The organism is Cupriavidus sp. GW823-FHT06D04 (assembly GCF_058795055.1).
Genome location: NZ_JBXAHL010000006.1, coordinates 174329 through 198279, shown reverse-complemented (window position 1 = coordinate 198279; position 23951 = coordinate 174329). Strand labels below are relative to the sequence as shown.

The 23951-nt window shown below is 68.3% G+C and carries 21 protein-coding genes and 1 pseudogene; 11 read left to right on the top strand and 11 right to left on the bottom strand.

What is annotated here, in order from left to right:
• Positions 1-100 precede the first annotated feature (100 nt).
• From AC1Q7H_RS11695 to AC1Q7H_RS11670, 6 genes and pseudogenes are all read left to right on the top strand, one after another.
• Positions 101-3286 carry an efflux RND transporter permease subunit gene (locus AC1Q7H_RS11695; protein WP_211981217.1) on the top strand — a complete coding sequence of 1062 codons (3186 nt, stop codon included), beginning with the start codon at positions 101-103 and terminating at the stop codon, positions 3284-3286.
• Between the two features lie 11 nt (positions 3287-3297).
• Positions 3298-4830, top strand: coding sequence for an efflux transporter outer membrane subunit (locus AC1Q7H_RS11690; protein ID WP_228772381.1), 1533 nt, complete (start codon positions 3298-3300; stop codon positions 4828-4830).
• A gap of 65 nt (positions 4831-4895) precedes the next feature.
• Positions 4896-5471, top strand: a pseudogene (locus AC1Q7H_RS11685) (SRPBCC family protein); the annotation flags it as partial.
• Positions 5472-5567: 96 nt separating this feature from the next.
• Positions 5568-6047 (top strand): YbhB/YbcL family Raf kinase inhibitor-like protein, encoded by a 480-nt coding sequence (locus tag AC1Q7H_RS11680; RefSeq protein ID WP_041228853.1) that lies wholly within the window; start codon positions 5568-5570, stop codon positions 6045-6047.
• A 26-nt stretch (positions 6048-6073) separates the two neighbouring features.
• Positions 6074-6505 (top strand): hypothetical protein, encoded by a 432-nt coding sequence (locus AC1Q7H_RS11675; protein WP_013952751.1) that lies wholly within the window; start codon positions 6074-6076, stop codon positions 6503-6505.
• A 92-nt stretch (positions 6506-6597) separates the two neighbouring features.
• Positions 6598-7065 carry a DUF2127 domain-containing protein gene (locus AC1Q7H_RS11670; RefSeq protein ID WP_153953931.1) on the top strand — a complete coding sequence of 156 codons (468 nt, stop codon included), beginning with the start codon at positions 6598-6600 and terminating at the stop codon, positions 7063-7065.
• Here the strand turns inward: AC1Q7H_RS11670 and AC1Q7H_RS11665 are convergent.
• Positions 7017-8825 carry an ExeM/NucH family extracellular endonuclease gene (locus AC1Q7H_RS11665; RefSeq protein ID WP_211981218.1) on the bottom strand — a complete coding sequence of 603 codons (1809 nt, stop codon included), beginning with the start codon at positions 8823-8825 and terminating at the stop codon, positions 7017-7019. The genes AC1Q7H_RS11670 and AC1Q7H_RS11665 overlap by 49 nt on opposite strands.
• A 146-nt stretch (positions 8826-8971) precedes the next feature.
• Here AC1Q7H_RS11665 and AC1Q7H_RS11660 point away from each other — a divergent pair, with 146 nt between their 5' ends.
• A complete protein-coding gene (locus AC1Q7H_RS11660; RefSeq protein WP_041228612.1) occupies positions 8972-9262 on the top strand; it encodes an antibiotic biosynthesis monooxygenase family protein in 291 nt (96 codons plus the stop codon).
• Positions 9263-9271: 9 nt separating this feature from the next.
• Positions 9272-9910, top strand: a complete 639-nt coding sequence (locus AC1Q7H_RS11655; RefSeq protein WP_013952755.1) for a CDP-alcohol phosphatidyltransferase family protein — start codon at positions 9272-9274, stop codon at positions 9908-9910.
• 13 nt (positions 9911-9923) lie between these two features.
• On the opposite strand, the gene AC1Q7H_RS11650 is transcribed toward AC1Q7H_RS11655, so the two are convergent.
• The 8 genes from AC1Q7H_RS11650 to AC1Q7H_RS11615 are packed head-to-tail and all read right to left on the bottom strand — an operon-like array spanning position 9924 to position 19716.
• A complete protein-coding gene (locus tag AC1Q7H_RS11650) occupies positions 9924-11417 on the bottom strand; it encodes an N-acyl-D-amino-acid deacylase family protein (RefSeq protein WP_013952756.1) in 1494 nt (497 codons plus the stop codon).
• Between the two features lie 31 nt (positions 11418-11448).
• Entirely contained in the window at positions 11449-12441 is a 993-nt protein-coding gene (locus tag AC1Q7H_RS11645; RefSeq protein WP_013952757.1) for an ABC transporter ATP-binding protein, read from the bottom strand.
• Positions 12438-13493 carry an ABC transporter ATP-binding protein gene (locus AC1Q7H_RS11640; RefSeq protein WP_153953929.1) on the bottom strand — a complete coding sequence of 352 codons (1056 nt, stop codon included), beginning with the start codon at positions 13491-13493 and terminating at the stop codon, positions 12438-12440. The genes AC1Q7H_RS11645 and AC1Q7H_RS11640 overlap by 4 nt, the downstream gene beginning before the upstream one ends.
• A gap of 16 nt (positions 13494-13509) precedes the next feature.
• A complete protein-coding gene (locus AC1Q7H_RS11635; RefSeq protein ID WP_492381317.1) occupies positions 13510-14403 on the bottom strand; it encodes an ABC transporter permease in 894 nt (297 codons plus the stop codon).
• A gap of 26 nt (positions 14404-14429) precedes the next feature.
• On the bottom strand, positions 14430-15365 hold the full coding sequence (locus AC1Q7H_RS11630; RefSeq protein ID WP_013952760.1) for an ABC transporter permease: 936 nt from the start codon (positions 15363-15365) through the stop codon (positions 14430-14432).
• 34 nt (positions 15366-15399) lie between these two features.
• Positions 15400-16983 carry an ABC transporter substrate-binding protein gene (locus AC1Q7H_RS11625; protein ID WP_153953927.1) on the bottom strand — a complete coding sequence of 528 codons (1584 nt, stop codon included), beginning with the start codon at positions 16981-16983 and terminating at the stop codon, positions 15400-15402.
• A 60-nt stretch (positions 16984-17043) separates the two neighbouring features.
• On the bottom strand, positions 17044-18498 hold the full coding sequence (locus AC1Q7H_RS11620) for a M81 family metallopeptidase (protein ID WP_211981219.1): 1455 nt from the start codon (positions 18496-18498) through the stop codon (positions 17044-17046).
• Between the two features lie 51 nt (positions 18499-18549).
• On the bottom strand, positions 18550-19716 hold the full coding sequence (locus tag AC1Q7H_RS11615; protein WP_013952763.1) for an NAD(P)/FAD-dependent oxidoreductase: 1167 nt from the start codon (positions 19714-19716) through the stop codon (positions 18550-18552).
• A 186-nt stretch (positions 19717-19902) separates the two neighbouring features.
• Here AC1Q7H_RS11615 and AC1Q7H_RS11610 point away from each other — a divergent pair, with 186 nt between their 5' ends.
• Both AC1Q7H_RS11610 and AC1Q7H_RS11605 read left to right on the top strand, forming a co-directional pair.
• Positions 19903-20640: a helix-turn-helix domain-containing protein gene (locus tag AC1Q7H_RS11610; protein ID WP_041228613.1), complete on the top strand. Its 738-nt coding sequence runs from the start codon at positions 19903-19905 to the stop codon at positions 20638-20640.
• Positions 20641-20685: 45 nt separating this feature from the next.
• A complete protein-coding gene (locus tag AC1Q7H_RS11605; protein ID WP_013952765.1) occupies positions 20686-20865 on the top strand; it encodes a hypothetical protein in 180 nt (59 codons plus the stop codon).
• Between the two features lie 23 nt (positions 20866-20888).
• On the opposite strand, the gene AC1Q7H_RS11600 is transcribed toward AC1Q7H_RS11605, so the two are convergent.
• Both AC1Q7H_RS11600 and AC1Q7H_RS11595 read right to left on the bottom strand, forming a co-directional pair.
• Complete coding sequence (locus tag AC1Q7H_RS11600; protein WP_492381316.1) at positions 20889-22193, bottom strand: MFS transporter; 1305 nt, start codon at positions 22191-22193, stop codon at positions 20889-20891.
• Between the two features lie 108 nt (positions 22194-22301).
• Positions 22302-22895, bottom strand: a complete 594-nt coding sequence (locus tag AC1Q7H_RS11595; protein WP_013952767.1) for a TetR/AcrR family transcriptional regulator — start codon at positions 22893-22895, stop codon at positions 22302-22304.
• A gap of 163 nt (positions 22896-23058) precedes the next feature.
• On the opposite strand from AC1Q7H_RS11595, the gene AC1Q7H_RS11590 reads away from it, so the two are divergent.
• Positions 23059-23826, top strand: coding sequence for an SDR family NAD(P)-dependent oxidoreductase (locus AC1Q7H_RS11590; protein WP_013952768.1), 768 nt, complete (start codon positions 23059-23061; stop codon positions 23824-23826).
• Positions 23827-23951 lie beyond the last annotated feature (125 nt).

The window sequence follows — 23951 nt, the reverse complement described above, 5'->3', positions numbered from 1 at the left end:
CAGCACAGCCAGACAACTCCAGCGCTCCCCGTGATGTGGATGGCGCCCGCTTCGGCGGGCCGCCAGGGGAGCCGCTACGCCAACGCAGGCAGAGACCAAGATGAATCTCTCTAAATTCTTTATCGACCGCCCCATCTTCGCGGGGGTGCTGTCGGTGCTGATCTTCCTGATTGGCGCCATATCGATGTTCAAGTTACCGATCTCGGAGTACCCGGAAGTGGTGCCGCCGTCGGTGGTGGTGCGTGCGCAGTTTCCGGGCGCCAACCCCAAGGTGATTGCCGAGACGGTGGCTTCGCCGCTGGAAGAGCAGATCAACGGCGTCGAGGACATGCTGTACATGTCTTCGCAGTCCAACAGCGACGGCCTGCTCACGCTGACCGTGACCTTCAAGCTGGGCACCGATCCGGACAAGGCCCAGCAGCTGGTGCAGAACCGCGTCTCGCAGGCCGAGCCGCGCCTGCCGGAAGACGTGCGCCGGCTGGGCATCACCACGGTCAAGAGCTCGCCGGACCTGACCATGGTGGTCCACCTGGTCTCGCCCAACGACCGCTATGACATGACCTACCTGCGCAATTACGCGGTGATCAACGTCAAGGACCGGCTGGCGCGCCTGCAGGGCGTGGGCCAGGTGCAGCTGTTCGGCTCAGGCGACTACGCCATGCGCGTGTGGCTGAACCCCGAGAAGATGGCCGAGCGCCAGCTTGCCACCAGCGACGTGGTCAAGGCCATCCGCGAGCAGAACGTGCAGGTGGCGGCCGGCGTGATCGGCCAGTCGCCGGCGCTGCCGGGCGCGGACCTGCAGCTGTCGGTCAATGCGCAGGGCCGCCTGAGCACGGTGGAGGAGTTCGGCGACATCGTCGTGCGCACTTCCGCCGACGGTGCCGTCACCTACCTGAAGGACGTTGCCCGCATCGAGCTGGGCGCGTCGGAATACGCGCTGCGCTCGCTGCTGGACAACAAGCCGGCGGTGGCCATCCCCATCTTCCAGGCGCCGGGCTCCAACGCCATCCAGATCTCCGATGACGTGCGCAAGACCATGGAGGAGCTGAAGCAGAACTTCCCGGACGGCATCGACTACAGCATCGTCTACGACCCCACGCAGTTCGTGCGCCACTCGATCGAGGCAGTGACGCATACGCTGTTCGAGGCCATCGCGCTGGTGGTGCTGGTGGTGATCCTGTTCCTGCAGACCTGGCGCGCGTCGATCATCCCGCTGCTGGCGGTGCCGGTGTCGATCGTAGGTACCTTCGGGCTGATGCATGCGTTCGGCTTTTCGATCAACGCGCTGTCGCTGTTCGGGCTGGTGCTGGCGATTGGTATCGTCGTCGATGACGCGATCGTGGTGGTGGAAAACGTCGAGCGCAATATCGAAGAGGGGCTGACGCCGAAGGAGGCCACCTACAAGGCCATGCGCGAAGTCAGCGGCCCCATCATCGCCATCGCGCTGACGCTGATCGCCGTGTTCGTGCCGTTGGCCTTCATGACGGGCCTGACCGGCCAGTTCTACAAGCAGTTCGCGCTGACCATCTCGATCTCGACCATCATCTCGGCGTTCAACTCGCTGACGCTGTCGCCGGCGCTGTCGGCACTGCTGCTCAAGGGCCATGACGCGCCCAAGGACTGGCTGTCGCGCTGGATGGACCGCGTGTTCGGCGGCTTCTTCAAGCGCTTCAACCGCTTCTTCGGCCGCAGCGCTGAAAGCTATGGCCGTGGCGTGAAGGGCGTGATCCGCCGCAAGGGCTCGGTATTCGGGGTCTACGCGGTGATGCTGGTGCTGACCTGGGGCGTGTTCCAGCTGGTGCCCAAGGGCTTTGTGCCGGCGCAGGACAAGCAGTACCTGGTGGGCTTTGCCAAGCTGCCGGACGGCGCCACGCTGGACCGCACCGAGGACGTGATCCGCAAGATGAGCGACATCGCGCTCAAGCATCCGGGCGTGGAATCGGCGGTGGCCTTCCCGGGCCTGTCGATCAACGGCTTCACCAACAGCCCGAGTGCCGGCATCGTGTTCGCCACGCTCAAGCCGTTCGAGGAGCGCAAGACCAAGGAACTGTCCGGCGCGGCGATTGCGGCCGACCTGAACCAGAAGTACGCGGCCGTCCAGGATGCCTTTATCGCGGTGTTCCCGCCGCCGCCCGTGCAGGGCCTGGGCACCATCGGCGGCTTCAAGCTGATGATCGAGGACCGTGCCGCGCTGGGCTATGACGCGCTGTTCGAGGCCACCAACGCGTTTGCCAACAAGGCGCGCGCCACGCCCGAGCTGAGCGGCATCTTCAGCAACTACCAGGTCAACGTGCCGCAGCTCGACGTCAAGCTGGACCGCGTCAAGGCCAAGCAGCTGGGCGTGCCGGTGACCGAGGTGTTCGACACGCTGCAGACCTACCTGGGCTCGGCCTATGTCAACGACTTCAACAAGTTCGGCCGGACCTACCAGGTCAAGGTGCAGGCAGACGCGCCGTTCCGCGCCCATGCCGAGGACATCCTGCAGCTGAAGACGCGCAACGCCGCCGGCGACATGGTGCCGCTGTCGTCGCTGGTGCAGGTCAAGCAAGGCTTTGGTCCGGACAGCGTGGTGCGCTACAACGGCTTTACCGCCGCCGACATGAACGGCGGGCCCGCGCCCGGGTTCTCGTCGGGCCAGGCCCAGGCCGCGGCCGAGCGCATTGCCGCCGAGACGCTGCCCAAGGGCATGAAGTTCGAATGGACCGAGCTGACCTACCAGGACATCCTGGCCGGCAATGCGGGGGTGTGGATCTTCCCGCTGTGCGTGCTGCTGGTGTTCCTGGTGCTGGCTGCCCAGTATGAAAGCCTGACGCTGCCGCTGGCGGTGATCCTGATCGTGCCGATGAGCCTGCTGGCGGCGATGACCGGGGTGTGGCTCACGCGTGGGGACAACAACATCTTCACGCAGATCGGCTTCATCGTGCTGGTCGGCTTGTCAGCGAAGAACGCGATTCTGATCGTGGAGTTTGCGCGCGAGCTGGAGCATCACGGCCGCACCGTGGTGCAGGCCGCGATCGAAGCCAGCCGCCTGCGCCTGCGCCCGATCCTGATGACCTCGTTCGCTTTCATCATGGGGGTGGTGCCGCTGGTGATCTCCACCGGCGCCGGCTCCGAGATGCGCCATGCCATGGGCGTGGCAGTGTTCGCGGGCATGCTCGGCGTGACCTTCTTCGGGCTGTTCCTGACGCCGGTGTTCTATGTGGCGCTGCGCCTGCTGGCCACGCGCGGCCAGCGCCGCGCGGCTACGCAAGAGCAAAGCGCGCAACTGACTGCATCGGCTGAATAATGGTGATCAACATGAATGCCCCTGCATTTTCGACAACAAATTGGCTGCCTAAGCTGGCGACACTGGCGGCAGCGCTAGTCCTTGCGGGTTGCTCGCTGGCCCCGACTTACAAAGTGCCCGAAACGGCCACCGTGCCGGCCTTCAAGGAGGCCGAGGCCGCCCAGGCCGAAGGCGCGCAATGGAAGACCGCGACGCCGGCCGAAGGCCAGCATCGCGGCGAATGGTGGAAGATCTTCGGCGATGCCGAACTGGACCGCCTGATCGACGCGGCTGGCAGCTCCAACCAGGATCTGGCGATTGCCGCTGCCCGCCTGAAGCAGGCACGCGCCTTCACGGGTGCCACTGAGGCGGACCTCTACCCGCAACTGAGCGTCGGGCTGGACCCGACGCGCAGCCAGCCGTCGGCGGCCTCGCAGGGTCTGCCCGACGGCACGCGGGTCTCGCCGCAGACGGTGCTGAAGGCACGCGCCTTCGCCAGCTATGAGCTTGACCTGTTCGGCCGTGTCGCGTCCAGCGTCAATGCCGCCCGCGCCGAAGGCGAGGCCGCGGAGGACCTGTATCGGTCGGTGCAGCTGGCGCTGCAGGCCGACGTGGCGCAGGCGTACTTTGCGCTGCGCACGCTGGACAGCGAGCGCGACCTGCTCAACGCCACCATCAGGCTGCGCGAGGATGCGCTGTCGCTGCTGAAGAAGCGCTATGACGCCGGTGAAACCACCGACCTCGATCCCGCCCGTGCCGAAGCTGAACTCGGCACCGCGCGCGCGGACCTGGCCGGCATCGAGCGCCGCCGCGCCAACCAGGAGCATGCGCTGGCGGTGCTGACCGGCGTGCCGCCGGCGGCATTCTCGCTGCCGGCGCGCCCGTTCGACGCCGCGCCGATCGCGGTTCCCGCCGGGCTGCCGTCCGAACTGCTGGAGCGGCGCCCCGACATCGCCGCGGCGGAACGCCAGATGGCCGCGGCCAACGCGCGCATCGGCGTTGCCAAGGCGGCGTTCTTCCCGCGCATCACGCTGACCGGGCTGTTCGGCTTTGAATCGGCGGACCTGTCGAACCTGTTCAAGTGGTCGTCGCGCACCTGGATGCTGGGGCCGCTGATCGGCTCCACCATCGCACAGACCGTGTTCGATGGCGGCCGCAACAGCGCCAACCTCGCCGGTGCCCGTGCCGCGCATGAGGAAACCGTGGCCGGCTACCGGCAGACCGTGCTGGTGGCGTTCCGCGAGGTGGAAGACAGCCTGGCGGACGTGCGCTGGCTCAGCCAGCAGGCCGGCGCGCTGGACGGCGCACTTGGCGGCGCCCGGCGCGCAGCGCGGATCTCGCGCAGCCGCTATGACGCCGGCGCGGTCGATTACCTGACGGTGATCGATGCCGACCGCACCGTGCTGCAGTCGCAGCGCGAGGCCAACCAGGTGGCCGGCCTGCGCGCTGCCGCAACGGTGTCGCTGATCCGCCGGCTGGGCGGCGGCTGGGGCCCGCTGCCGGAGACGGTGGCGGCCGTGCCGGCGCCGGCGGCCGAGGGCGCGCCGGCCTCACAGGCCCGCTAAGCCGCGCGGGACTGGCGCGATGCTTCCCAGTCACTACACTGGAAGCATCGCGCCATGCGTACGGGATGCACGGGTGCGCCCCGGATGCGTCCTGTCCCGCCGCCATGCTTGTTCGACACAGGAAACCGTTCTGGGGACTGATCTTCGCCGCGATCACCGTGGGCATGCTGCTGGCGCCGCTGCCCTGGTCCGACCGCACCGCCATCCATGACGAGGTGGTGATTGCCCGCCCGGCGGCCCAGGTGTTCGACTACGTGTCGACGCCGCGGCACTGGCCGGAATGGCATCCGGCCTCGCTTGGGGTGGCGGGAGCGACCGACCATCCGCTGGGGCAGGGCGAGCGCGTGACCGAGACCTTCATGGTCGCGCAGCGCGGTGGCGCGGTGGTCTGGACCGTTATCGAAAGCCAGCGGCCGCGCACGTGGTCGATCGAGGGCGTGGCCGACGGGCGCAGGGTCGGCACCATCACCTACCGGCTTACGCCCGCCATGACGCCGTCGCTGACCCCATCGGCCGAACGCACGCGCATCGAGCGGGAATTCCGCTACCGGTCGCCTACGCTGCTCTTTGCGCTGATCAACCGCCTGATGTTGCGCGAGCGCGTCCAGGCCGAGTCCACCGTAGCCGTGCGCCGGCTCAAGGCGCTGCTGGAGGCGCCCGCTGCTGCCATCGCCTTGCGCGAGGCACCGATCCGGCCTAAGTTGGAGCCATCCCTCAATGCGTCCAGCGAGGCCCGTATGCCGTTCCAGCTGCAATCGACCGCATTCGCCCCGGGTGGCGAGATCCCCGCAGAGCACACCTGCGAAGGCGCCGATATTTCCCCGCCGCTTGCCTGGACCGGCCTGCCGCCCGGCACGGCCAGCCTGGCGCTGATCGTCGACGATCCCGATGCCCCCGATCCCGCCGCGCCGAAAATGACATGGGTCCACTGGCTGCTCTACAACCTGCCGGCCCATGCCGAGGCGCTGCCGGGGGACATCGGCAAGGCCGGGCTGCCCGCCGGCACGCGCGACGGGCTGAACGACTGGCACCGCGCCGGCTATGGCGGCCCATGCCCGCCGATCGGCCGGCACCGCTACTTCTTCAAGCTCTATGCGCTGAACGCGGCGTTGCCGGACCTGGGGATGCCTGACAAGGCGGCGCTGGAGCGGGCGATGCGGGGCCATATCCTGGCCACCGCAGAGTTGATCGGCACTTACCAGAAGCTGCAGCGCTAGGACGCGGTGCGGCCGGAGGCTACATCATGTCGCACCGAATGCTTCGCCTCGATGCCCGTGGGCCGTGGTGGCGGCTGGCGGCTGTCGTGGCGCTGGCACTGCTGGCCGTGGCCGGCCCGCTTCGCGCCCAGCCACATGAATCCGGCCCGATCACCATCGGCGGTTCGGCGCAGGTGCAGGGGCCGCTGACCGTGCACGGCAAGCTGGTTGTCGCCGGACACGTCTATGCCAGCGGTCCGCTCACCGCGGCGTACTTCACCGGACCCGCCAGCGCGCGCGGGCTGCCGTACGGCGGCGGCTATCTCAAGGTCTTCAACGGCCCGGTGACGGTGCATGGCGACATGGTGGTCAGGGGCGATCTGAGCGTGGCCGGCCCGCTGACCGTGGACGGCCCCATTGCCGCCAGCGGCGGCATCGATGCCGACGGGCCGATGCGCGAGCGCGAATACGGACGCTGAAAGCGCGCACCGGCGCCATGCAGGCTGCGGCATTGCCTGCCAGTGTTGCACAATACCGGCTTTGCAATTCTTGCATCGACCGGGGACACCGCATGGCAAAGCAGGGCGCACTGGGCCTGAGGGGCATCGCATTGTTTGAAGCCGCCAAGGGCTTGCTGGTGATCGTGGCCGGCCTGGGCCTGGCTGCACTGCTGCACCGCGACGCCCAGGCGCTGGCGGAAGCCATCATCCAGCGCATTCACGTCAACCCGGCCAGCCGCTATCCCACCATCTTCCTGTCCTTGCTTGCGCATCCCGACAACGCGCGCCTGTGGGCCATCGGCGGCTCTGCCGCGGTCTATGCGCTGATGCGCTTTGCCGAAGCGTACGGGCTCTGGCGCGGGCTTGCATGGGGCAACTGGATCGGGGTGTGGTCTGGCGGCATCTACATTCCGCTGGAACTGTACGAGGCCCTGGTCCACCCCAGCTGGCTGCATGGCACGCTGGCGGCAGCCAACCTGCTGGTGGTGCTTTACCTGGCGCGGGGGCTGCTGGCGAAGTCGACCACCAAGGGGTCGTGATCTGACGAACGGTAGGGGTCGGGCGCGTAGTGGCCCGGCACCGCAGGCGCACCCGGCGCCGGGGCGTAGGAGAAGGCCGGGGGCTCGTCGGCATTGATATGCCAGGCATGCACGGCGATGACATGCCGGGCCGCGACGGCATCGGCAAGCACATGATCGAGATAGCCGGCCTGGCCATTGTAGACGTAGCTGTAGGCCGGCTTGCCGGCGAATTCCGCAACCATGTCGGCGTAGCCGTGGCGCGCCAGCACGCGCACGGGGTCTTCCATCGCATAGCTGTTCAGGTCGCCGATCACCAGCACGCCCGCGCCGGGCACGCCCGTCGGCGTCGCGCCCAGCCATTCGGCCAGCGCGTGGGCGGCCTGCACGCGCGCGGGATTCCAGCAACCCTGGCCATCGCCCTGGTCGGCCTGCGTGCCGGTGGCTTCGGTGCACGTCTTGGATTTGAAATGATTGACCACGACCGTGACCGGCGCGCCGCCAGCTGTCGCGCGGAAGGTGCCGGCCAGCGGCTGGCGGCTGCGCTCGCCCAGCCAGGTGGTGGCCGCACGCCCGGCGGGCACGGCGGTGCGGGCGTTGTACAGCAGGCCGACCGCAATGGCATCGCTGCCAAGCGCCGGCGTGCCGGCGTCGAGCACGCGCCAGTCCGGCCCGAGCCGCGTGGCCAGTTGGCGGATTGCGCTGTACTGGCCGTAGCCGTCGTTTTCTGCCTCCATCACGCCGATCACGTCCGCATCCAGCCCCCTCAGCGCGGCGAGCAGCTTGGCTTGCTGGCGCGCCAGCGCCTCGGCGCCCTGCGCGCCGCGGTTGCCGGGGGCATCGAAGCCGCCGCCCTGGCCGTCACCGTTGAAGTAGTTCTGCAGATTGAAGGCGGCCACGCGCAGCGTGGTGGCCGGATGTCTTGACGGCGCGCCGCGGCGCGGGTTGGTGGCCTGGAACACCGGCGCGCTCGCACCGGGCACCGGCTGCACGCGCCACTGCCCGTGGCGTTTTTCCAGCACCCCCTGGACGCCGCTGACCGTGTCCCCGGCACGCACCGGATGGTCCGCGGCCAGGCGCGGTGGCGGGTAGGGCACCGCGGCGGGATACTGGCGCGTCGAGCCATCGTCAAGCAACAGCCGGTTGCGGGCGTTGGCGGCGGCGGCTTGCCTGGCGGCCGTGCCCGGCAGTGCCTGTTGCGTCGGTGCGATGGGCCGGCCGTCGCTCAGCGCCAAGGTGCCATAGCGACCAAGTTCATGGGTGTCGGCAACCGTCAGCGTCTGCGGCAGGCGCACCAGCATGCCTTCACGCGCGGCAAGACCGGATTCGCCGGCGACCGGCAAGGTCACCGTCTGCGGCGTCACCGCCATGCCGCGCGCGCACACCGCCTGCGGGCCGGACAGCACCAGCTGCGTCTGCCCGAATTTCTCTTCGACCCTTCCGGACACGCGCACCATGTCGCCGGCGCGTGCCGTGGTGCGTGGCGCATAGACGAACAGGCCTTCCGACACGCCGGGCCGGTGCAGGCGTTGCGCGTCCGCGGTCTGCAGGAAGAAACCGCGCAGGCCGCCATCGCCGCTGAAGTCCGCGGTGACGACGGCCTCTACCTCCACCACGCTGCCCGCGAGCGGTGACGTCGCGGCAGCACTCTGGATCTCGGCAATCGGCGTCGCAGGCGTGCCGCATGGCTGCGATGCAGCATGCGCGCCCGCCATGCAGGTCAAGGCGAGGGCGGGCAATACGGCCCGGGCGAGGTGGCGCTTGCGCAGGGACAATCGCATGGCGTTATCGGCAGGTAGTGGCAGGGTGGACGATGCTAACCGCCGCGTGTAACGGAATGCTTGCAGCAGGCACGCGGGCCCGCGATCGTGCTAAGGTAGCAGACACCCGCCGGTGCGCCGGCTTCTACTCCATTGGTAAAACCACCATGATCAAGGAAATCGCACAACTCACCATCAAGCCCGGCATGGACAAGCAGCTGGAGCAGGGCGTGAGCCAGGCCACGCCGCTGTTCCTGCGCTCGCGCGGCTGCCACGGCGTGCAGCTGTTCCGCTCGATCGAGCAGCCGGAACACTACACGCTGGTGGTGGAATGGGAGACGGTGGAAGACCACATGGTCCATTTCCGCGAGTCGCCCGAGTTCCAGCAATGGCGAGCCCTGGTGGGCGAAACCTTTGCCGCGCCGCCGAACGTGCATCACGTGGCCAAGGTCCTGTAAGCGCGCACCATGAGCACCCGGCCGGAACGTCCCCGCCATTTCTCGATGCTGCGCGAGCTGCAGCTGGCCGATGTCTTTACGCTGGGCAACGCGGCCTGCGGCATGGGGTCGGTGTTCTTCGCCATGTTCTACGTGGCCGACCAGCAGCTGTCGCATTTCTTCACGGCGGCGGCGCTGGCGCCGCTGGCCTTTATCTTCGATGTGCTGGACGGCCGCATCGCGCGCTGGCGCCATGCGCATTCTGCGCTGGGGCGCGAGCTGGATTCGCTGGCCGACGTGATCTCGTTCGGCGTCGGGCCGGCCACGCTGGCCTTTGCCGCCGGCATGCGCGGCGGCTGGGACCTGGCCGTGCTGATCTACTTTGTCTGCTGCGGCGTGAGCCGGCTGGCGCGCTTCAACGTCACCGCCGAATCGCTGGCCGAGGGCAGCGACAGCGGCAAGGTGGCCTACTTCGAAGGCACGCCGATCCCGACCAGCGTGCTGCTGACCGCGGTGCTGGCATGGTGCGCCTGGCAAGGCCAGCTGGGCGGCGAGCTGCCGGGCGGCGCGTGGGTGCTGGGACCCACGGTGCTGCATCCGCTGGTGCTGCTGTTCGCGCTGTCGGGCACGCTGATGGTCAGCAAGACGCTGCGCATTCCCAAGTTCTGATCCGCCGGGGGCCTCAGGCAGGCACCGCGTTTCCCGCCTCAGGGCCTGCTGGCCGCGTGATGACCTGCCCGTTGCGCGACCCGCTGTGCGCGCCGTGCTGCCAGGTAATGGCGCCGTTGACGATCACGGTGTCGATGCCTTCGGCTGGCCGGGTGGGGGTCTCGTAACTGGCGGCATCGCGCACGTTGGCCGCATCGAAAACGACGATGTCGGCATGGTGGCCCACGGAGAGCGTACCGCGCCGGTGCAGGCCGAAGTTGCGCGCCGTCAGCCCGGTCATTTTCCAGACCGCCGTCTCCAGCGGGAACAGGCCGACCTCGCGGCAGTAGTGCCCCAGTACGCGCGGGAAGGTGCCCCACAGGCGCGGATGCGGGCTGGTGCCGACGGGGATGCCGTCTGAGCCGATCATGGTTTCGTCGAAGGCAAGGATGCGCTGGACGTCGTCCTCGTCCATCTGGAAGTAGATCGCGGTGCCCGGCTGCAGGCGGCGCGCGGCTTCTTCCTTGGGCACGCCCCATTCCCTGGCGATGTCGTCGAGGTCGCGGCCCGCGCATTCGGGGTGCGGCTGGCTGGCGGCGATCAGCACCCGGCCGTCGAGCATGCCGCGGTCGGTGCGGATCATGGTGGAGCCGGCCGTGTACGGGTAGCAGTCGAGCGACACGCACTGGTGCTTCATGGCCTCGCGGATAAAGGGCAGGGTTACCTGGCTCATGCCAAAGTTGGCCTGCCTCTGCACCTTGTGGTGCGACACCACCACCGGCACGTCGAGCTCGCGGCCGATGCGGAAGGTCTCGTCGAGCGAGGCCATGACGTGGTCGGACTCGTCGCGCATATGCGTGACGTAGAGTGCCTTGCGGGCACTGAGCGGCCGGCAGACTTCAATGATCTCCTCGGTCGTCGCCATGGCGGCGGGCGGGTAGAAGGTGCCGGTCGACAGGCCGATCGCGCCGGCTTGCATGGCCTCCTCGACCAGCGCCTGCATGGCGGCGATCTCTTTGGCATCGGCTGGCCGGTCCAGCGCCGCCATGGTGACCGCGCGCAAGGTGGAATGCCCGACCATGGCGGCTACATTGACCGAGCTCGGCATGGTACGCAGCGCGTCGAGGTAGGCGGCGAAGGTGGTGAAGCGGCCTTGCTCCGGTGTGTCGATCAGGCTCAGCGGCATCGGCAAATCCATGTCGGCACGCAGCGGCGCGGCGCTGATGCCGCAGTTGCCGGCGATCACGGTGGTGACGCCCTGCGAGACCTTGAACGGCATGTTGGGTTGCGACAGCACCGCCTGGTCATCATGCGTGTGCGCGTCGATAAAGCCTGGGGCGACGATCAGGCCCGTTGCATCCAGCACCCGGTCGGCCGTGTGCCCGCCGAGGTCGCCGATCGCCGCGATGCAGCCGTCGCGCACGCCGATATCGGCGCTGAAGCGAGGTGCCTTGCTGCCGTCGATCACGGTGCCGCCGGCGATCAGCAGGTCATAGTGCGTGGCGTGTGCAGAGGTGGGGTCGGACATGGGATTCCTTTCCTGGACTGGAGCGTATCGGTCAGCGGAAATGGCAGGCCACCAGGTGGATGCCGGTGGCGGAGGGACGTTCGGTCAGCAAGGGGGCCTGCTCCTTGCAGCGGGCTTGCGCATGCGGGCAGCGCGTGTGGAAGCGGCAGCCCGCCGGCGGATTGGCCGGGCTGGGCGGATCGCCCTGCAGCAGCAGGCGCCGGGCGGGCTTGCGCGGGTCGGGCACCGGCACGGCGGACAGCAGGATCTCCGTATAGGGGTGGCGCGGCGCCGAGAACAAGGTGTCGCGGTCGGCCAGTTCGACGATCTGGCCGAGGTACATCACGGCGACCCGGTGGCTGATATGGCGTACCACGGCCAGGTCGTGCGCGACGAACAGGTAGGCGATGCCGAACTCGGCCTGCAGGTCCATCAGCAGGTTGACCACCTGCGCCTGGACGGAGACATCGAGCGCAGATACCGGCTCGTCGCAGACGATGAGCTTTGGGTTCAGTGCCAACGCGCGCGCGATGCCCAGCCGCTGGCGCTGGCCGCCGGAGAACTCGTGCGGGAACTTGCGCACGGCTTCGGGCCGCAGGCCGACCTTGCTGAACAGCCATTGCACGCGCTCGTTACGCTCGGCACGCGACTGCAGGCCGAAGTTGCGCAGCGGCTCGCCCACGATCTCGCCCGCCGTCAGCCGCGGGCTGAGCGAGGCATAGGGGTCCTGGAAGATGATCTGCAGGTCGCGCCGGCGCTGCCGCATGGCGCTTGCCGGCAGGCCCAGCAGTTCCTCGCCGTCGAGCTGCACCGAGCCTGAAGTCGGCTCGATCAGGCGCAGCACCGACTTGGCAGTGGTGGTCTTGCCGCAGCCGGATTCGCCGACCAGCGAGAGCGTCTCGCCGCGCTCCACGGTGAAGGACACGCCGTCCACAGCCTGGATCGGAGGCCTGCCCGGTGCCAGCCAGCGCCGCGGTGCGAGGTAGTGTTTCTTCAGGCAGTCGACCTTGAGCAGGGGCGTTGGCGTGGCGGAGGTCGTGATCATGCGATGGCTTCCTGGGCTTGTGGGTTGCATTCGATGCGGCCTTCCTCGACGGCGAAGCAGGCCACCGCATGGTCGCCGCCGTGGCGTGTGAGCTGCGGCAGCTCGCGCGCGCAGCGCGCGTTGGCATGCGTGCAGCGTGCCGCGAAGGCACAGCCGCGGCGCGCTTCCTGTGGCGATGGCACCAGGCCGGGGATCTCGGCCAGGCGCCGGCTGCGGGTGTTCATCGATGGCATTGATGCCATCAATGCGCGGGTGTAGGGGTGCAGCGGGCGGTCGAACAGCTCAGTGACGCTGGCTTCCTCGACCTTGAGCCCGGCGTACATCACGATCACGCGGTCGCAGCATTCGGCCACCACGCCCAGGTCGTGCGTGATCATCACCACGCCCATGCCCAGTTCCTGCTGCAGGCGGCGGATCAGGTCCAGGATCTGCGCCTGGATGGTCACATCGAGCGCCGTGGTGGGTTCGTCGGCAATCAGCACCTCGGGATTGCAGGCCAGCGCCAGCGCGATCATCACACGCTGGCGCATGCCGCCCGAAAGCTGGTGCGGGTACTCGTTGACGCGGCGTTCGGGCTCGGGGATCTGCACCAGCCGCAGCATTTCCACTGCGCGCCGGAGCGCGACGGCGCGGCTCGCGCCCTGGTGCAGTTGCACGGTTTCGGCAATCTGGCGGCCAATCGTCAGCACCGGGTTCAGCGAGGTCATCGGCTCCTGGAAGATCATCGAGACGCGATTGCCGCGGATGCGGCGCATCTCGCGTTCGCTGAGCTGCAACAGGTCCGTGCCGCGCAGCCGCACAGCGCCGCGGATGCGTGCCGGCGGCGTGGGCAGCAGCCGCATGATGGACAGCGCTGTCACGCTCTTGCCGCAGCCTGACTCGCCCACCACGCCCAGCGTCTGGCCGGCGCGCACGGTGTACGAGACGCCGTTGACCGAGCGGGCCGGCCCGGTGAGCGTGTCGAAATGCGTATGGAGATCCTCCACTTCGAGCAGCGGCTCGCCCGTGGCCGGCGTAACGTGGGACAGCGCGCGCGACATCGTGATGGTCATGGTTGCGCTCCCGGATTCAGAGTTGCCGCGCCAGGCGCGGATCCAGCGCGTCGCGCAGGCCGTCGCCGAGCAGGTTGATGGCCAACACCGTCGCGGCCAGCAGGATGCCCGGGTACAGGATGATGTGGAAGGCCACGGCCACGAAATTGCGCCCCTCGGCCATCATGTTGCCCCAGCTCGGCATCTGGGCGGGCAGGCCGACGCCGAGGAAAGACAGCGCGGCTTCCGTGAGCACGGCAGTGGCGGCCACGAAAGTAGCCTGAACGATCAGCGGCGCCACCATATTAGGCACCACGTGGCGCACCAGGATCACCGGCAGGCGGGTGCCGACCGCATGCGCCGCCTCGACGTAGAGCTGCTCGCGCAGGGTCAGCGCCAGCGAGCGCACCAGCCGCACCACGCGCGGCGCCTCGGGTATGGCGATGGCGATGATCACCGCGCTCAGGCTGGCCTGCGTAACGGCCATCAGCGCAATCGCCAGCAGGATGCCCGGGATTGCCATCAGGCCGTCCATCACGCGCATCACCAGGGAGTCCGCCCGGCGCACGAAGCCTGCGACCAGGCCCAGCAGCACGCCGGACACGGTTGCGAGCAGCCCGACCGACAGACCGACGATCATGGATACGCGGCCGCCCCAGACCGCGCGGCTGAACACGTCGCGGCCCAGCGCGTCGGTACCGAACCAGTGCTCGGCCGATGGCGGCTGCATGCGCGCCAGCGGGTCGATGTCCTGCGGGTCGATGGTGGCAATCCAGGGCGCGCCGAGGGAGAGCACGGCGATCACCGCCAGCAGCAGCGCGCCCAGGATCAACGTGGGGTGCTTGCGCGCCCAGTGCCAGCGCGGCAGCACGAAAGGCGCATCGTCGGGTGCCGGTACGGCAGGTTCGGTCGCGGGCAGGGAAGTGGTCATGTCAGCAGGTCTCGCGGCGAAAGCCATCAGTACTTGATCCGCGGATCGAACAGCCGGTAGCTGAGGTCGATCATCAGGTTGATCAGCACGTAGACCCCGGCGGAGACCAGCAGCACGCTCTGGATCACCGGGTAGTCGTGGCGCTGCACCGAGTCGACCACCAGGCGGCCGACACCCGGGATCGCAAACACGGTCTCGGTCACGACCACGCCGCCGATCAGCAGCGCGATGCCCATGCCGACGGTGGTGGCGATCGGGATCGCCGCGTTGCGCAGCGCGTGGCCCAGCACCGGCAGCACGCCCAGGCCCTTGGCGCGCGCCGTGCGGATGTAGTCCTCGTGCAGGACTTCCAGCACGGTAGCGCGCGTCATGCGCGTCACCAGCGCGATATAGACCAGCGCCAGGTTGACGCAGGGCAGCACCAGGCTGCGCAGCCATGCGCCAGCGCCGTCGGCGAGGCGCGCATAGCCCTGTACCGGGAACCAAGGCAACTGGATGGCAAAGGCGTAGACCAGCAGGTAGCCCACCAGGAACACCGGCAGCGAGAATGCCAGCACCGCGAACAGCATCACCAGCCGGTCGACCCAGCTGCCGGCGCGGTATGCGGCCAGCGTTCCCAGTGGCACCGCGACCAGCAAGGTCAGCAGCATGGTCAGCGCGGCGACGGAGACGGTCGGCTCCAGCCTCTGTGCCAGCAACCGGGCCACCGGCACCTGGGTGAAGATGGAGGTGCCGAGGTCGCCGGTGGCGAGCCGGCCAAGCCACAGCAAAAACTGCCGCCACAACGGCTGGTCCAGCCCCAGTACGCCGCGCAGCCTGGCGATGTCGTCAACGGTCGCGAGGTCGCCTGCGATCAGCGCCGCCGGATCGCCCGGCGACAAGTGGATCAGCAGGAAGACCACCACGGCCACCACTGCCATCACAGGCAGCGTCGCGGCCAGGCGTCGGAGCAGGTAGCCCATTGTCGTGTTTCCCCCGGTGGTTCGTGCTTCGTGGTTATTTGTCGAGCATCCAGACCGTGGGCATGCCGGCCCACATCCTGTCGATGCCCTTGAGGCTGGCACGCGCCGCGAAGGCCGCCGAGTACTGGCCGGCGTTCACATAGGGCACCGCCTCATAGGCGCGCTTCTGGAAGGCATCGAGCAGTTCCTTGCGTTTGGCGGGCACGGTCTCGCGGATCCAGGCCGTGCGCAGTGCGTCGAGCGGCTTGTCGCAGGGCCAGCCGGGCAGGCTGGTGCCGCATGCGGCGCCGAGGTAGGCATTGGTGATCGGGGAATCGGCATCGAACTCGCCCGCGACGGTCACGTACATATTCCAGCCCCCGGCCTCGGGCGCATCCCGCTTGGCGCGGCGCGCGCCGATGGAGGCCCAGTCCATGTTCTGCATGTCGACGTTCATGCCCATGCTGCGCATGGTCTGTGCCGCCATCAGGGCTTCAGCGTTGAGCTGGGGAATGTCGGTCGGCACAAGCAGCACCACCTTTTCGCCCTTGTAGCCCGCCGCGCCCAGCAACTGCTTGGCACGGGCCGGATCGGCCTTGCGGTACGGTTCGGCGCCGGCAGCGGTATCGTTGGGGCCGCCGCAGATGAAGAAGGTGGCGCAGTAGTTGATGCGCATGTCGAGCGGGTAGCCCATGGCCGCGGTGAAGCGTTCCTGGCTGACCGCCTGCAGGAAGGCCTGGCGCACTTTCGGGTTGTTGAATGGCGGATGCAGCTGGTTCATCACCAGCACGCCCTGGTAGGCGCCGCCCGAGCCGAGCTTGATGCCGGCGTCGCCGCGCAGCGGGGTGATGTAGTCCGGCGGTACCTGCTCGATCAGGTCGACCTCGCCGCGCTTGAGCGCCGCGATGGCGCTGTTGGCGTCCGGCAGGTAGAGCCATTCGACGCGGTCCACGCGAGGCTGCTTGCTGCCGGCGAGGCCGCTCGCGGGCTCGCTGCGTGCCACGTAGTGCGGGTTGCGCACGAAGACCGCCTTGTTGCCTGGCACCCATTCGTCGCGCTTGAAGATGAAGGGGCCGGAGCCCAGCACCTCGGGCAGCGGCGCGGTGGCGGGCATCCTGGCTAGGCGCTCCGGCAGGATCACCGGGGGAAAGCCAGAGGGCTTGGCCAGCGCATCGAGCACCATGCCAAAGGGCTCCTTGAGCGTCAGCGTGAACGTGCGCGCGTCGACCGCCTTCCACTCGGCGCCGGCTTCGCCCATGGCACGGCCCAGGCTGTCGCGCGCGCCCCAGCGCTGCAGCGAGGCGATCGCGTCCGCCGAGGTAACCGCGCTGCCGTCCGAGAACTTCAGGCCGGGGCGCAGGGTGAAGCTCCACTGCCGCGCATCCTTCGAGCTGCTGTACTTCTCGACCATCTGCGGTTGGGGCTTGCTCCTGGCGTCCTGCGCGAACAGGGTGTCGTAGACCATGTAGCCGAAGTTGCGCGTGATGTAGGCCGTGGTGAAGGTCGGATCGAGGATCTTCAGGTCGGCATGCGCCACGACCTTGAGCGTCTTGGTCTGCGCCAGCACGGGCAGGCTGCCCCCTGCCAGGACCAGGGCGCCCGCCGCGAGCGCGGCGGACAGGGGTCGGTTTGGTGTCATCTGCAGTCTCCGTTTTCGTCGTTGTCGTTGTTGTCGTGATCGCAGCCAGGCGGCCGGCGCTCAGGCCGCGGTGCTGTCCAGCGGCCACTTGGGCCGTTGGATCTTGCGATAGGGCAGGGTCGTGAGGTCAAGCGTGACGGCACCCGGGGCGCCCGCGTAGATCACGTGCCCTGCCACTTTCGAGTAGCAGGCGTAGAAGTGCTGCGAGGACTTGACCACGATGATCTGCTTGCGCGCCAGGTCACAGCCCAGCTGGGTGAACATGTCCGTGCCCATGGCCTGGTTGCGCAGCGTGATCAGCACGATGTCGATGCCGTTGGCTTCCACCAGCGCGCAGTCGCCCATCGGCACCGGCGCGTCGGACAGGCCGGTCATCACCATGTCGGGCAGCAGGGCCTTGACCGTGCAGTCCAGGTCCAGCGGGTCGCCGGATAGCGGACTGATCTTGCCACCGATGCGCATCGACAGGCGTGCGCCCACGCCGGCATCGAAGGCGATGCGCACCGCGATCGGGTCCCACATCGGGCCGACCGCCGCATTGCCGATGCCGCGCTCGATCATGCGGCGCAGGATAAAGGTGGAGTCGCTCGCTGCGCCGCCGCCGGGATTGTCGGCGCCGTCGGCCAGCACCACCGGCCCGGCGTCGAAGGCCAGCGCCTCGTCGAGCGAGGTGTCGATGTCCGGGTAGCGCACCGTGAGCCCGTCGCGCATGGCGATCAGTTCGTCGGCCAGTTGCCGCGCCAGCGCATCGGCCCTGGCCTGGTTGCCATCGGCGTAGACCAGCACCTTGGTGCCCATCCCTGGCACATCGCCCCATGAAAATCCATGCGCCACCGAGATCGACAGCACGCCGTCGCGCCCTTCCAGCGACTGGATGCGGTCGATGAAGCCGCGCGCCGGCTCGCGCGAGGTGTGGACCGTGACGATCATCCTGCAATCGACCACCGCCGCCACCGGGCGAACCTTGCCTTCCACCGTGGCCGCGCACAGGTCGACCAGTTCCAGCGCGCGTTCCAGCACGTCGGTATGCGGGTATTCCTTGAAGGCGACCAGCACGTCGGCGTATGCCACCATCTCGGGCGTCAGGTGGCAGTGCGGGTCCAACTCAGCGCCGATCACCACCTCGGGTCCGACGATGGCGCGCACACGCTGCAGCAGGTCGCCCTCGCAGTCGTCATAGCCATCGGCCACCATCGCGCCGTGCAGGCCGAGCACCACCATGTCCACCGGCAGCGCCGCGCGCAGGTCGGTCAACAGTTCCTCGCGCAGGGTTTCGTAGGCATGGCGGGTGGTGGTGCCGCTGGGCTGCGCGCCGGCCACCATGCCTTCGCACAGCTGCCAGCCGCGCTCCTTGCCGCGAATCCGTGCTGCCCACAGCGGGCCTGAGAAAAACGTCATCTGGTCAGGATGCTGGCCGGCCGCGAAGTAGCCGCGGTCCCTGAAGGACGACAGGCCGGTGGGCATCGGCGCAAAGGTGTTGGTTTCGGTAGCGAGGGAGGCACTGAAGACACGCACGATGGTTGGCTCCTGGTCAGTCGGGGACTAGCGGTTGGGGGAAGACGCGATTCAGGCCGAAGCGGCCAGGCGGGCCAGGCGCGCCGGCCCGAGCATCTCGGCGCTCAGGCCGAACGAAGCGGGATGCGCCGGCACCGGCAGGCCGCGCGCCAGCGCGGCACAGGTCTCGCCCATGGCCGCCGAGGTCTGGATGCCGTAGCCGCCCTGGCCCGCCACCCAGAAGAAGCCCGGCACGGCGTCGTCGAACCCGCCCACCAGGTCGCCGTCGGCGACGAAAGAGCGCAGCCCGGCCCAGGTGCGCGCAGGGCGGCGGATCCTGAGCGAGGTCGCGGTCTCGATGCGGTCGATGGCGAGCGCGATATCCATTTCCTCGGGCTGGACGTCCTGTGGCTCGACCGGATCGGCATTGGCCGGGGAGCCCAGCAACATGCCGGCATCGGGCTTGATGTACCAGTCCTCGTCGGCACCGAAGACCATGGGCCAGCCGCTGGTGTCCATCTCCACGGGCGGCGCGAAGACGAAGGCAGAGCGGCGGCGGGGTTCAATCCCCAGCGGTTGCACGCCGGCCAGCCGTGCGATGACGTCGGCCCAGGCGCCGGCGGCGTTGAGTACCACCGGTGCCGCATATACCGCCCCGCCAGCATCCACGCGCCAGCGGTCCTGCACGCGTGCCATGGCCGTGACTTCGGCATCGCACACCAGCTTGCCGCCGGCCTGGCGCATGCCGCGCAGGTAGCCCTGGTGGATCGCGTCTACATCCATGTCTGCGGCGCCGGGCTCATAAACGCCGCCGGCCAGTTGCTCGGCGCGCAGCGCCGGTACGCGCTCGCACGCTTGCGCGGCACTCAGCAGGCGGGCGTCGGGATCGACGGCGCGCACCACGTCCCAGTGCGCGTCAAGCAAATGCTGTTGCCCGGGGCCGGCGACCATCAGCGCGCCGCGCGGCGTGAGCAGCGGGTGCGAGGCAAAACCCGGCGGCGGATCCTGCAGGAAGGCGCGGCTTGCCATCGTCAGCGCGCGGACCTGCGTGGTGCCGTAGCTTTCCATGAACAACGCCGCCGAGCGGCCGGTCGAGTGGTAGCCAGGCTGGGCTTCGCGTTCGAGCAGGATGACGCGGCCATGGGGCGCGAGCCAGTACGCGACGGAAGCACCGGCAATGCCGCCTCCAATGATGAGAAAGTCGGCTGGAATCGGTGAGGCAGCGTGAGTCGGGCGCATGGATCAGGTGGCATGAGAGCGCCTGCGAGGCGCTCGTGCATTCGGAATGGGAGTGAGTGTAGGTAAGAATTTGCGTATATGCAAATTGCGAATACGCAAATCTTGCGTTAAGGTGGGCGCCAGGGGATGAGCCTTGGCGCGGTCTGCTCTGTTAGCATTCCGTCCAATGGAAAAAAGGATGCAGGCTTGAAACCACACACCGCCCAGGGGCGCGGCAGCGGCATCGGGACCGATGACGACGAGTCGCGCACGCTCGACCGCGAAACCTTTGGCAAGCGCCTGCGCTCGGCGCGCAAGGCCTTCGGCTGGACGCTGGCGCACCTCGCCGAACTGTCGGGCGTCTCGATCACCACCATCTCGCGTGCGGAGCGCGGGCAACTGGCGCTGGGCTACGAGAATTTTGCTGCGCTGGGCCAGGCGCTGCAGATGGACATGGGCTCGATGTTCGCGGGTGCCGGCACGAAGACGTCACCGTTCCAGGGGCCTGTCGTGACCCGGGCCGGCGCGGGCGTGACCTACCGGGGATCGTCGCTGACCTATGAATTTCTTGGCGCAGAGGCCGTCGGCAAGCAGATGAGCCCGGTGGTCGGCACCGTGCATGCGCGCCGCATCGAGGGCCCCGGTGACTTCTCGCGCCATCCCGGCGAGGAGTTTGTCTATGTGCTCAGCGGCGAGATCGAAATACAGTTCGACAACGGCGAGAAGCTGCGCCTGGCGCGCGGCGATGCGTTGTATTTCGATGCCCGCATGGGCCACGCCTACATCAGCGTAAGCCGGCAGCTCGCCCGGATCGTGGGCGTGACCACCAGCGAAAGCAACTTCATGAAGTCGGCCCAGGCGGCGAAGCCGGAGGCGGTGCCAAAACGGACCGTCGGGCGCTCGCAGGGGAAAGCCGCCGCGACCAGGAGCAAGGGCAAAGGCTGAAGGGGCCGGAACCCGCGCTTTTCCGCTTGGACCAGCAGCTTCACCGTGGAGGCCAATGCCAACGGGCAGTGGCAGGTGGTCGCCAGCGGCAGCGACATCGGGCAAAACCGCTTCCTGTTGCTGCCCGGCCCGGTAGCGGCCTCGGCGCTGTGCATCAATGTCGTGTCGCGCGACCAGCGGCCGCCGAGCCTGTATTCGTTCGTAGCTTACGCGAAGGGCTGCTGAGGCTGGCACCGGGGCAGCGCAGGCTACGCCCGCGCTGCCTCGATTGCCGCCGCCGCGCGTGTCCGGCTGACCATCAGCGCCAGCAACGCCGCCACCATGCAAGCCGCACCGGCCGCATACAGCGCCGGCGTATAGGTCAGCAGCAGCGTACGGCTCAGCCCCGCGCCGAATGCCGCCACGGCCGCGCCGATCTGGTGGGCCGCGAAGATCCAGCCGAACACCATCGGCGCGCGTTCGCGCCCGAAAGCAGTGGCCGCCAGCTTGATCGTGGGCGGCACGGTGGCGATCCAGTCCAGGCCGTAGAACATCGCAAAGATCGACAGGCCGTACAGCGTGAAATTCGAATGCGGCAGCCAGAACAGCGACAGGCCGCGCAGCGCGTAGTACCAGAACAGCAGCTTGCGACTGTCGTAGCGGTCCGACAGCCAACCCGACAGGATGGTGCCGACGAAATCGAACGCACCCATCATCGCCAGCGCCGAGGCGGCCGGCACCGGGCCCATGCCGAAGTCGCCGCACAGTGCAATGAAGTGGGTTTGGATCAGCCCGTTGGTGCTCAGCCCGCAGATGAAGAAGGTGCCGGCCAGTACCCAGAAGGTCTGGGTGCGGGCGGCATCGCGCAGCACCCGGAAAGGCCCGCGCAGCGTGAAGGGCGTGACGGGTTGCGCGGCGGGCGGCGTGGCTGGATGGGCCGGGACTTCGCCGAACGCAGCCAGGCCGACGTCGGCGGGCCGGTTGCGCATCAGGCCGAATACCAGCAGCGCCAGCGCCGCGCAGGCAGCCAGCACCGGCAGCACGGCCACGCGCCAGCCCATATGCTCGATCAGCCAGGCTGCCACCGGCAGGAAGGCCAGTTGCCCCGTCGCCGCGCCGGCCGTCAGGATGCCGATCACCAGCCCGCGCCGCGCGCTGAACCAGCGGTTGGCGATCACGGCCGCCAGCACCAGTGCGGTCAGCCCGGAGCCAACGCCCAGCATCAGACCCCAGGCGACAAAGAGCTGCCACAACTCGGTCGACACGGTGGCCAGCGCCATGCCGCCGGCAATCAGCGCCAGCGCGGCGCAGACCACGTTGCGCACGCCGAAGCGATCCATCAGCAGGGCCGAGAACGGCGCCATCAGCCCGAACAGCGCAAAGCGGAAGGCCAGGATCGATGAGATCTGGTCGGTGTTCCAGCCCATCTCCCTGGTCAGCGGCTTCAGGAAGGCACCGGGCAGGCCAAGCGCGGCCGAGGTGGTGAGTATTACCAGGAAGGTCAGGGCGGCGACCAGCCACGCGTAGTGGATGCCGCGCCGGTCGAGCCGGCTGGAAAGGGCTTGCGCGAACATGGGGGTCTCGTTGTCAGGGTCTGGGAGGCGTTGGCAAAGGGCAAAGCGAAGCCATCCCCGCCGTGTCTGACGGCGGCGGGGGTGTTTCAGGCTTCGGGAGAACGGGGTTTAAGCGGTGCTGCCCAGCAGGCGGCTCCGCACGGCGCTTAGCATCTCGTCGGAGAGCGGATCGCCGTCGGTGGCACGCGCCAGCGTGAGGGCGCCGACCAGCAGCGCCATGCGCACCAGCGCTTCATCGTGGCGCACCTGCGGGTCATCGGATTCAACGGTCTGCGCCATGTCGTCCACCATCAGGCGCAAGCCTTCCACGTAGGCCTGGCGCACGGGCTTGTCGGCGGGTTCGCGGGCCACGTCCACGGCCAGCGCCGCGGCGGCACAGCCCACGCCCGGGTTGGCGCAATGCGCGGCGGTCAGGTAAGGCTCTACCAGGTTGGCCAGCATGGCCTTGCGGTCGCCATCGGCGCGGGCCAGGCGGCGTTCCCAGCGGGCGGTCGATTCTTCAAACGCGCGCTTGCAGGCCTGCGCGGCCAGCGCGTCCTTGGAGGCGAAGTGGCCATAGAAGCCGCCATGGGTCAGGCCGGCGTCCGCCATCAACTCGGCCACGCTGACGCCATTCAGGCCGCGTTCGCGGAACAGGCGCGACGACGCCTGTTCGATCGCCTCGCGGTTCTTGTCGGTTTGTTCGCGTGATGCGCGTGCCATCTGAAGACCTCTTCGGAATTTCTACCTTGACCGGAGTTTAGATGATGATCATACTTTATTCAATAGATGACAGGCGTCATCTATTTGCAGTATCCCTTTCGCCGCTTTTGTGCCGATGCGCTGTCCAGGCGCCGGCTCCCAATCCTCACAGGAGTGATCAGTCATGCAGAACCTATTCGACCTTGGCGGCCGCGTTGCCGTCATCACCGGCTCCACCCGCGGCATGGGCCTGGAAATGGCGCGCGCGCTTGGCGCGGCCGGCGCCGCCGTGGTGGTGTCCGGGCGCGATGCGGGCGCGGCGCGCGACGCCGCCAGCCAGCTGGAGGCCGAGGGCATCCGCGCCACCGGCATCGCCTGCGATATCGCCGACGTTGACAGCGTGCGCGCCTTCGCGGAGCAGGCGCTGGCCGCGTATGGGCGTGTCGATGCACTGGTGCTCAATGCAGCCGCGAGCGGCCAGCCCGGGTCGATGCTGAGCCAGGGACCCGAGGTGTTCGATGCTGCCATGGCGGGCAATGTGCGCGGCAACCTGGTGCTGGTGAACGCCCTGGCGCCGCAGATGATCGATCGCCGCGACGGCTCCATCATCTTCATGTCGAGCATTGCCGCCAAGCGTGGCTCTGCCTTCCTGGGGATGTACAGCGTGACCAAGGCCGCCATCGACCAGGCGGCACGCAGCCTGGCGCTGGAGCTGGGGCCGTCCGGCATCAACGTCAACGCGATCAATCCCGGCCCGGTGCGCACCGAGTTCTCCCGCGACGCGCTGTGGGGCGATCCGGAGCGCGAGGCGCGGCTGGCTGCCGGCGTGCCGATGCGGCGCATCGGCGAGGCCAGCGATGTCGCGGGTCTTGCCGTTCTGCTGGCGGCACCGGCCGGGCGCTTTATCCACGGGCAGAGCATCGGCGTGGATGGCGGGCTGTCGGTGCAGTAACTCCGGGAGCGTGGCACCGGCCAGTGCTCAGTGTCATTGGCCGGGCAGGGGGCGATAATGTACACACATATGAACGCGTCTTCAGCACGTTGAAGGGTTTTCCCGTATCGTCTTGACCTGACGAT